Consider the following 6,705-nt stretch of genomic DNA (forward strand, 5'->3'; position numbering starts at 1 on the left):
CCCCCCCCCCCCCCCCCCCCCCCCCCCCGCTGCGTTCTCCTCGGGGTGCTTCCGCCGCTTCGTAGCAGGGATGGCGACGCCCCCCTGCGCCGCGACCCGCGCGATCTGCCCGGGTGTCGCGCCGCCGCGTCGGCGATCTCTCGTACGCGCCCGACAAGGACGAGGTTCGCGGCGATGTTCTCCGGCGAGAAGCCGGTCCGGCCGCGCCGCGCGTCGTCCGGCGCCAGGGCGTCGACACCGCGGATGGCCCCGCTCGGGTACCCGCGGCCCATCGGCGGGAGCCGATCAGGCCGAGGCCCCGTTCGTCCACGCCTTGCGGCCCTTGTCCAGCAGGCCCTGAGTGAACGACGGCACCCCTGTGTCCGGGAGTTGGGCGGCACGAACATCCTGATCAACGCCGGCTGCCCCGGCTACGTCGCGACCGACCTCAACGGCTTCCGCGGCGTGCGTACGCCCGAACAGGGCGCGGCGATCGCCATCAAGCTCGCGACCCTGCCCGACGACGGCCCGACCGGCACGTTCTTCGAAGACGCGCGCCCGCGTCAGCCGCCGGCCTCGCGCGCCACGCGTTCGAGCCTGCCGCGGTGCTCCTCCCACCACGCCCGGTCGCCCGGAGGGATGTTGTCGTTGCCCTGCAGGAAGCCGACGCTGCCGTCGATGAGCTCGCGGACGATGTCGGCCTGGCCGGCGTGCCGCTGGGTGTCCGCGATCACGCGCACCAGCACATGGTTCAGGGTCACCGCCCGCCGCTCCTCCGGCCACCACGGGACATGACCGACCGTGTCGAGGGGCAGCGTCTCGATCGTGCTGTTCGCGTGCTCCCAGACCCTGCGGTACAGGCCGGTGATCTCGTCGCGCGACTCGTCCGCCGTGGCCCACATGTCCGCGTTGGCCTCCGCGTCCTCCCGGTACCAGGAGGGCGGCTCGTCACCGAAGAACGGCCGCCCGAAGGTGTCGCCCAGGTAGCCCACCTCCACACCGGCGGCGTGTTTGACCAGCCCCAGCAGGTTCGTCCCCGTGGAGGTGAGGGGGCGTCGGACGTCGCACTCCGACAGCCCGTCCATCTTCCACAGCAGGGTGTCACGTGCGTCTTACAGGTACCGGAGGAGGTCCGCCCTGGGATTCGCTTCGATCATGCCGGGCAGTCTCGCACCCACCACCGACAGCGCGGTCGGTCATCCCGGTCGCCAACGCGGGCCGCGGCGGCGCTCACTGCTCCCCCGGCCGTGGACGCTGCCTTCCCACCCGCCGGGCGGGGGCACACGGCGCTTCGCCGGCCGGGCCACGATAAGCCCCGCACGGCACGGGCGGGGCGGTGGCGGTCATCACCGGGGAAGTGGACGCCGGTTGTGCGGCCGATCTGCGACGCTGCCTCGTCAGGGCCGTCCGGGCCCGTCCAGGGGGCCTCGAGCTGGTCTGTCCGAGGTGACCTTCTTCGACTGCGCGGGGCTCAACGCCCTGCTGGAGGCGCGGACCTCCGACCGGCGCGGTGGCGGACTGACGATCAGGACGATGAGCCCGCGTGTGGCGCGCGTTCTCGAGCTGACCGACACCCGGGCCCTGCTCGCCCCGGGCCACTGACCCGTGCCACGCCCCTCGCCGGGCCCTTCACGCCGGGCCGCCGCGGAGTCGGACCGGATGCCCGAGCTCCACGACGTCCGGTTGGTCCGCGGCGAACCGGGGAGAGTCCGGCATGGCCACCTGGCAGGAACCGGCGGCCGCGGGAGCGAAGGCGCCGGCCGGGGCACAATGCGGGGACTGGCGGGATGGTGCGCCTGACGGCGCACCGGCCGGACCCGCGCGCGGCGCGAGAGAGGGCTCGCCGTGGACCGGAACTGTGGGCGGCGGCGCCGGGCGACGTATCGTTGTTGATCTCTTCGACGGGAGCCGCCATGAGCACGCCGCAGGACCTGATGATCGTCAGCATGGATGTGCCTTCGAGCCCTCCCGTCGAACCGGGCGACCTGTCGCTCGCGCTCGCGGGCGCCGAGGTGATCGACCTGCTCGGAGCGCGGGCGGTCACCCTGGACGGTGAGCGCCTGGTGCCAGGGTCCGGGCCCGCCGTCAGTGACCACCTGCTGGACCAGGCGGCGTCGGCGCTCGTCGACCAGGCGCCGTACGAGTCGGTCGAGGACTGGCTGTGGCGCCGCGGCCGCAACCTCTCCTCGGTCTACCGCGGCGCGCTGCGGGCGGCCGGGCTGACCGCCGTGAGCCGCCCCCGCTGGCGGCCCTGGGCCGCCGGGGAGCCGGTGCTGCTGGACTCCGCCGCCCGCCGGGAGGCGCTCGACCGCTGGACGTCCGGGGAGCCCGTCCTGTCGGCCCTCGCCTCCGCCGCGGGGATCCGCGGGGAACGCACCGCCGCCGAGGTCGGCGACGACGCCGTGGCGACCGTGCTGGCCGCGGTCCACGACGCCGTGGAGGAGCTGCAGTCGGTGCGGCAGCGCAAGGACATCGAGAAGGCGGCCTTCGACAACATCTGGCGGGCCTGAGGAGTTGCGCCCGCCGACGAGCGCACCGGTCTCGTCCCGCCCCCGCGCGTCGCCGTCACCCCCGCGGCCGGAAGGGGCGGCGCTCCGGTCGTTCAGGGAGTGCGCGATGTCCCCGAGCGGCGCCGGACACCGGGGGGCGCGGGGACACCGACCACTCGCCCCGCTGCTGGGCGCCCAGCAGCGGGGCGAGTGGGTTGCGATCGAGCCCCCACACGGGCCGTCCGAGGAAGCGCGTCCCGGCCGGTGGCCGGGTGGCGATGCCGTGGTACGCGGTGCCCTGTCCCCCGCGACGACGTCCCCGGGCCGCGCCGCGGCGACGGCAACGTCCCACAGACGTTCCCGCGCCGACGGAGCGGTGCGCCTCCGCCACGGCACAGTGGCGGAGGCGTCGGGCTGGGCGCGGCGACCGTACGCGGCGGTCAGGTGGCGACGTTCCTCAGGGCCGCGCCCAGCGCCTTGAGGTCCACGCCCTGAAGATGGTCGAGGAAGTGACGGCGCACGGATGACAGGTTGGTCCGCCATGCCTCCCGCAGGCGGGCGAGCCCGGCGTCGGTGAGCACGGCGTTCCAGCCGCGGGCGTCCTTCGTGCACTTGACGCGCTGGACGAGCCCGTCGTTCTCCAGCCGGTGGACGACGCGTGTCATCCCGCTGACCGACAGTTCGCAGACCCCCGCGAGATCGCTCATGCGCATCTGCCGGTCGGGCGCCTCGGAGAGGTGGACGAGGGCCAGGTACTCGATGAGCGGGAGCCGCTGTTCGCGGACCATGTCGGCGTCCAAGGCTCGGGGCAGGGCGTAGATGACACGGCTCAGCGACCTGACGACCGCCTCCTCGTCGGGACTGAGCGGCACCATCGCCTCAGGGGCCGCTTCCTGCCGCGGCGTGACGTCTGACATACCCCTAGTTTACTTGCGCCGCGAAGGAAGCGAACGCTTCCTGACCGGCCGGAGTGCGGAATCCTCACGAGCCCGGAATCATGACCCGGTCCGTCCCTTCCGTCCGTCGCGGTAGGTCTCCAGCAGCCGCAGCCAGACTTCGCCGATCGTGGGGAAGGCGGGCACGGCGTGCCAGAGCCTGTCGATCGGCGTCGCGCCGGTGACGGCGACGGTGGCGGAGTGGAGCAGTTCGGCGACACCGGGGCCGGCGAAAGTGGCGCCGGCGACGGTGCCGCGGTCCTCGTCGACGAGCATGCGGGCGCGGCCGCGGTAGCCGGCGGCGTATTGGTGGGCGCCCGCGACGCGGGAGAGGTCGTAGTCGACGACCGTGACCCGCCGCCCGGTGCGCTCGGCCTCGCGGGCGGTCAGGCCGACGGTGGCGATCTCGGGGTGGGTGAAGACGACCTGGGGGACGGCCACGGTGTCGGCGGTCGCGGCATGGGCGCCCCAAGGCGTGCCGTCGACCGGTTCGCCCTTGGCGCGGGCGGCGATGGCGGCGCCGGCGATCCGGGCCTGGTACTTGCCCTGGTGGGTCATCAGGGCGCGGTTGTTGATGTCGCCCACGGCGTAGAGCCAGTCGCCCGCCACGCCGGTCACGCGGCACTCGTCGTCCACGTGCAGCCAGTCGCCCGGGGTGAGACCGACGGTCTCCAGGCCCACGTCGAGCGTCCGCGGGGTGCGGCCGGTGGCGAAGAGGATCTCGTCCGCCATCAGCTCCTCGCCGTCGGCGAGAGTGATGCGCACCTCGCCGTTCTCACGTGTCAGGGAGGCCACGGAGGCCCCGAACCGGAGGTCGGCGCCGGCTTCGCGCAGGTGGTCGGCGACCAGCTCGCCGGCGAACGGCTCCATCCTCGGCAGCAGTCCGGCCGCGTCGCGGACCAGCATGGTCACCCGGGAGCCGAGACCCTGCCAGGCGGTGGCCATCTCGACGGCCACCACTCCCCCGCCGACCACGGCCAGGCGCCCCGGCACCGCGTCGGCGCTGGTCGCCTCGCGGCTCGTCCACGGGCGTACGGCGTCGAGACCGGGAAGGTCGGGCAGCGCCGCTTCCGTACCGGTGCAGACGGCCACCGCGTGCCGCGCCGTCAGGGTGACGCCGCCCCCCTCGGCCGTGCGCACCTCCACCGTGCGGGGGCCGGCGAGCCGGGCGTGGCCGCGGATCAGGTCGACGCCGACCGACTCCAGCCAGGCGACCTGGCCCTCGTCCTTCCAGTACGTGGCCATGGCGTCGCGGTGCGCGAGGACCGCGGCGGCGTCCAGCGGACCGGCCGCCGCCCGGTCGAGGCCGGGCACACGCAGCGCGTCGGCCCGTGCCACCACCGGTCGCAACAGTGCCTTGCTCGGCTCGCAGGCCCAGTACGAGCACTCGCCACCGAGCAGCTCGCGTTCCACGAGCACGGCGCTGAGCCCCGCGGCCGCTGCGCGGTCGGCGACGTTCTCGCCGACCGGGCCGCCGCCGATGACGACCACGTCGTAGGTGCTCCGCGCGAGGGTGTCCGCTGTCTTCATCACTTCTCCTGTCGCTCTTCATGCGTTGCGTGTCCGTGCGGCCACGGGGAGCCGCCAGGGGTGTCGTCGCGGGGGCCGCGTTCCCGTGTGGGAGCAGGTGCTCGTATCATGGGGAGGATGCTCGGGAGGACACCATGACCACTGCGGCGTCGAAAGCCGACTCGTGCAACAACCTGGCGCTGCGCAAGGCGGCCCGGTACCTCGGCGCGACCTACGACAAGGCCCTCGCCCCGGTCGGCCTCCGTGCGACGCAGTTCAGCATCCTGCAGCAGCTCAGCGTCCATGAGGAGATGACGATCACCGCGCTCGCCGACGTGATCGCCATGGACCGTACGACGATGGCCTCCAACCTCAAGCCGCTCGCGCGGGAGGGCCTGGTCACCGTCGAGACGTCCAAGGCCGACCGCCGCGCGCGGATCGTCACGATCACACCGGAAGGACTCGCCCGGATGAAGGCGGCGCTCCCCCTCTGGAACGAGGTGCAGACCCGGTTCGAGGAGCGGTTCGGGGCCGAGGACGCGGCCCGGCTGCGCGGGTTCCTCGAGGCCGTCCTGGGCACCGGCTTCGAACCCTGGGCGGAGTGAGCGGCTGCCGCCGGGGCGCGTCATGACCTGGTGACGGCGACGTCGTCGGGGGCTTCGGCGGGAGCCGGGGTCGGGTCGGGCGACGCGGTGCGCCGTCGCCGACGGCGGTCGTTGCACCAGGCGACCGCGCACGCCGCCCCGTACAGCAGGCTGATCGGCGCGGCGAGCAGCAGCATGCTGATCGGGTCGGTGCTGGGGGTGGCGACCGCCGCGAAGGCGGCGACGCCCATGAGCATGCCGCGCCACCACCCGGCCATCCGCCGGGCGCTGATCACCCCGCCGAGGTTCAGCAGCACGAGGAGCACGGGGAGTTCGAAGGAGAGACCGAACACGACGACCATCCGGGTGGCCAGGTCGAGGAAGTCGTCGACGGGCAGGATGTTGGTGGCGTCGTCCGGGGTGAAGGAGATCAGCACCCGGGCCGTCGTCGGCAGGGTCCGGTAGGCCACCGCGGCGCCGGTCAGGAACAGGGGGATGCCGGCTCCGAGGAAGGCCAGGGTGTACTTCCTCTCGCCGCGGTGCAGTCCCGGCGCGACGAAGGCCCACAGCTGGTAGAGCCACACCGGGCTCGCGCAGACCACTCCCGCGGTGATCGACACCTTCAGCGCGAGGGTGAACGGCGAGAGGAGACCGTTGAGGGCGATGACGCCGCAGTGACCCGCACCTTCCGCCCCGGAGGACCCGGTCAGGCGGCCGGGGGCGCAGCCGGGCAGCGGATCGATGAGGAAGCCGATCAGTTGCCGGTGGAAGAAGGCCGCCGCGACGGTGACGAGCAGGATCGCCCCGACGGCCTTGAGCAGGCGGTTGCGCAGTTCGCGCAGGTGCTCCCTCAGGGGCATCCGATCGGGGTCACGCGCTGTGCCGGTGGTCATGGCCGGTCCGTCCGGGCGCTTCAGCGCCGGTGGGGCGCGTTCGTCGCGGTGGCCTCGGGCGCCGTGTGCGGGGTCCCCGCCGTGGGCTCGAGGGCCGCGGCCGGCACGGTACCCGGGGGTTCGTGGGCGTCGTCGTCCCGCATGGCCTTGGTCTCGCTCCTGAGGATCCGCAGTGACTGCCCGAAGGAACGGGCCATGTCGGGGAGCCGCTTGGCGCCGAAGAGGAGGAGGACGACGACGAGGATGAGGAGGATCTCGGGTGCTCCGAGCCTGCCGAACATGGGTGGTTCCCTTCTTGGGTGCTGAGTTGCCGTCC

At 73.5% G+C, this 6,705-nt stretch carries 8 protein-coding genes and 1 pseudogene; 4 read left to right on the forward strand and 5 right to left on the reverse strand.

All coding sequences use genetic code 11. The features are described 5' to 3' along the window. Positions 1 to 363 precede the first annotated feature (363 nt). Positions 364 to 531, forward strand: a pseudogene (locus ACRWNP_RS36635) (dehydrogenase); the annotation flags it as partial. Between the two features lie 11 nt (positions 532 to 542). On the opposite strand, the gene ACRWNP_RS36640 reads toward ACRWNP_RS36635, so the two are convergent. Next, positions 543 to 1,076: a DinB family protein gene (locus ACRWNP_RS36640; RefSeq protein ID WP_431969271.1), complete on the reverse strand. Its 534-nt coding sequence runs from the start codon at positions 1,074 to 1,076 to the stop codon at positions 543 to 545. 349 nt (positions 1,077 to 1,425) lie between these two features. On the opposite strand from ACRWNP_RS36640, the gene ACRWNP_RS36645 reads away from it, so the two are divergent. Both ACRWNP_RS36645 and ACRWNP_RS36650 read left to right on the forward strand, forming a co-directional pair. Then, positions 1,426 to 1,581: an STAS domain-containing protein gene (locus tag ACRWNP_RS36645; RefSeq protein WP_431969259.1), complete on the forward strand. Its 156-nt coding sequence runs from the start codon at positions 1,426 to 1,428 to the stop codon at positions 1,579 to 1,581. Positions 1,582 to 1,892: 311 nt separating this feature from the next. Then, positions 1,893 to 2,489, forward strand: coding sequence for a GOLPH3/VPS74 family protein (locus tag ACRWNP_RS36650; protein WP_431969261.1), 597 nt, complete (start codon positions 1,893 to 1,895; stop codon positions 2,487 to 2,489). Between the two features lie 419 nt (positions 2,490 to 2,908). Here ACRWNP_RS36650 and ACRWNP_RS36655 read toward each other — a convergent pair whose 3' ends face one another. Further along, positions 2,909 to 3,385 carry a MarR family winged helix-turn-helix transcriptional regulator gene (locus ACRWNP_RS36655; protein WP_431969263.1) on the reverse strand — a complete coding sequence of 159 codons (477 nt, stop codon included), beginning with the start codon at positions 3,383 to 3,385 and terminating at the stop codon, positions 2,909 to 2,911. 78 nt (positions 3,386 to 3,463) lie between these two features. Then, positions 3,464 to 4,933, reverse strand: a complete 1,470-nt coding sequence (locus ACRWNP_RS36660; protein WP_431969265.1) for a dihydrolipoyl dehydrogenase family protein — start codon at positions 4,931 to 4,933, stop codon at positions 3,464 to 3,466. 134 nt (positions 4,934 to 5,067) lie between these two features. Here ACRWNP_RS36660 and ACRWNP_RS36665 point away from each other — a divergent pair, with 134 nt between their 5' ends. Next, the gene (locus ACRWNP_RS36665; protein ID WP_431969267.1) at positions 5,068 to 5,517 is read left to right on the forward strand and encodes a MarR family winged helix-turn-helix transcriptional regulator; all 450 of its coding nucleotides are present in this window, start codon (positions 5,068 to 5,070) and stop codon (positions 5,515 to 5,517) included. Between the two features lie 20 nt (positions 5,518 to 5,537). On the opposite strand, the gene tatC is transcribed toward ACRWNP_RS36665, so the two are convergent. Both tatC and tatA read right to left on the reverse strand, forming a co-directional pair. Continuing rightward, complete coding sequence (tatC, locus tag ACRWNP_RS36670; protein WP_431969269.1) at positions 5,538 to 6,389, reverse strand: twin-arginine translocase subunit TatC; 852 nt, start codon at positions 6,387 to 6,389, stop codon at positions 5,538 to 5,540. A 20-nt stretch (positions 6,390 to 6,409) separates the two neighbouring features. After that, positions 6,410 to 6,670, reverse strand: a complete 261-nt coding sequence (tatA, locus tag ACRWNP_RS36675; RefSeq protein ID WP_431969273.1) for a Sec-independent protein translocase subunit TatA — start codon at positions 6,668 to 6,670, stop codon at positions 6,410 to 6,412. Positions 6,671 to 6,705: the final 35 nt, after the last annotated feature.

The organism is Actinacidiphila sp. bgisy160, assembly GCF_965342435.1.
Classification (GTDB): Bacteria; Actinomycetota; Actinomycetes; order Streptomycetales; family Streptomycetaceae; genus Actinacidiphila.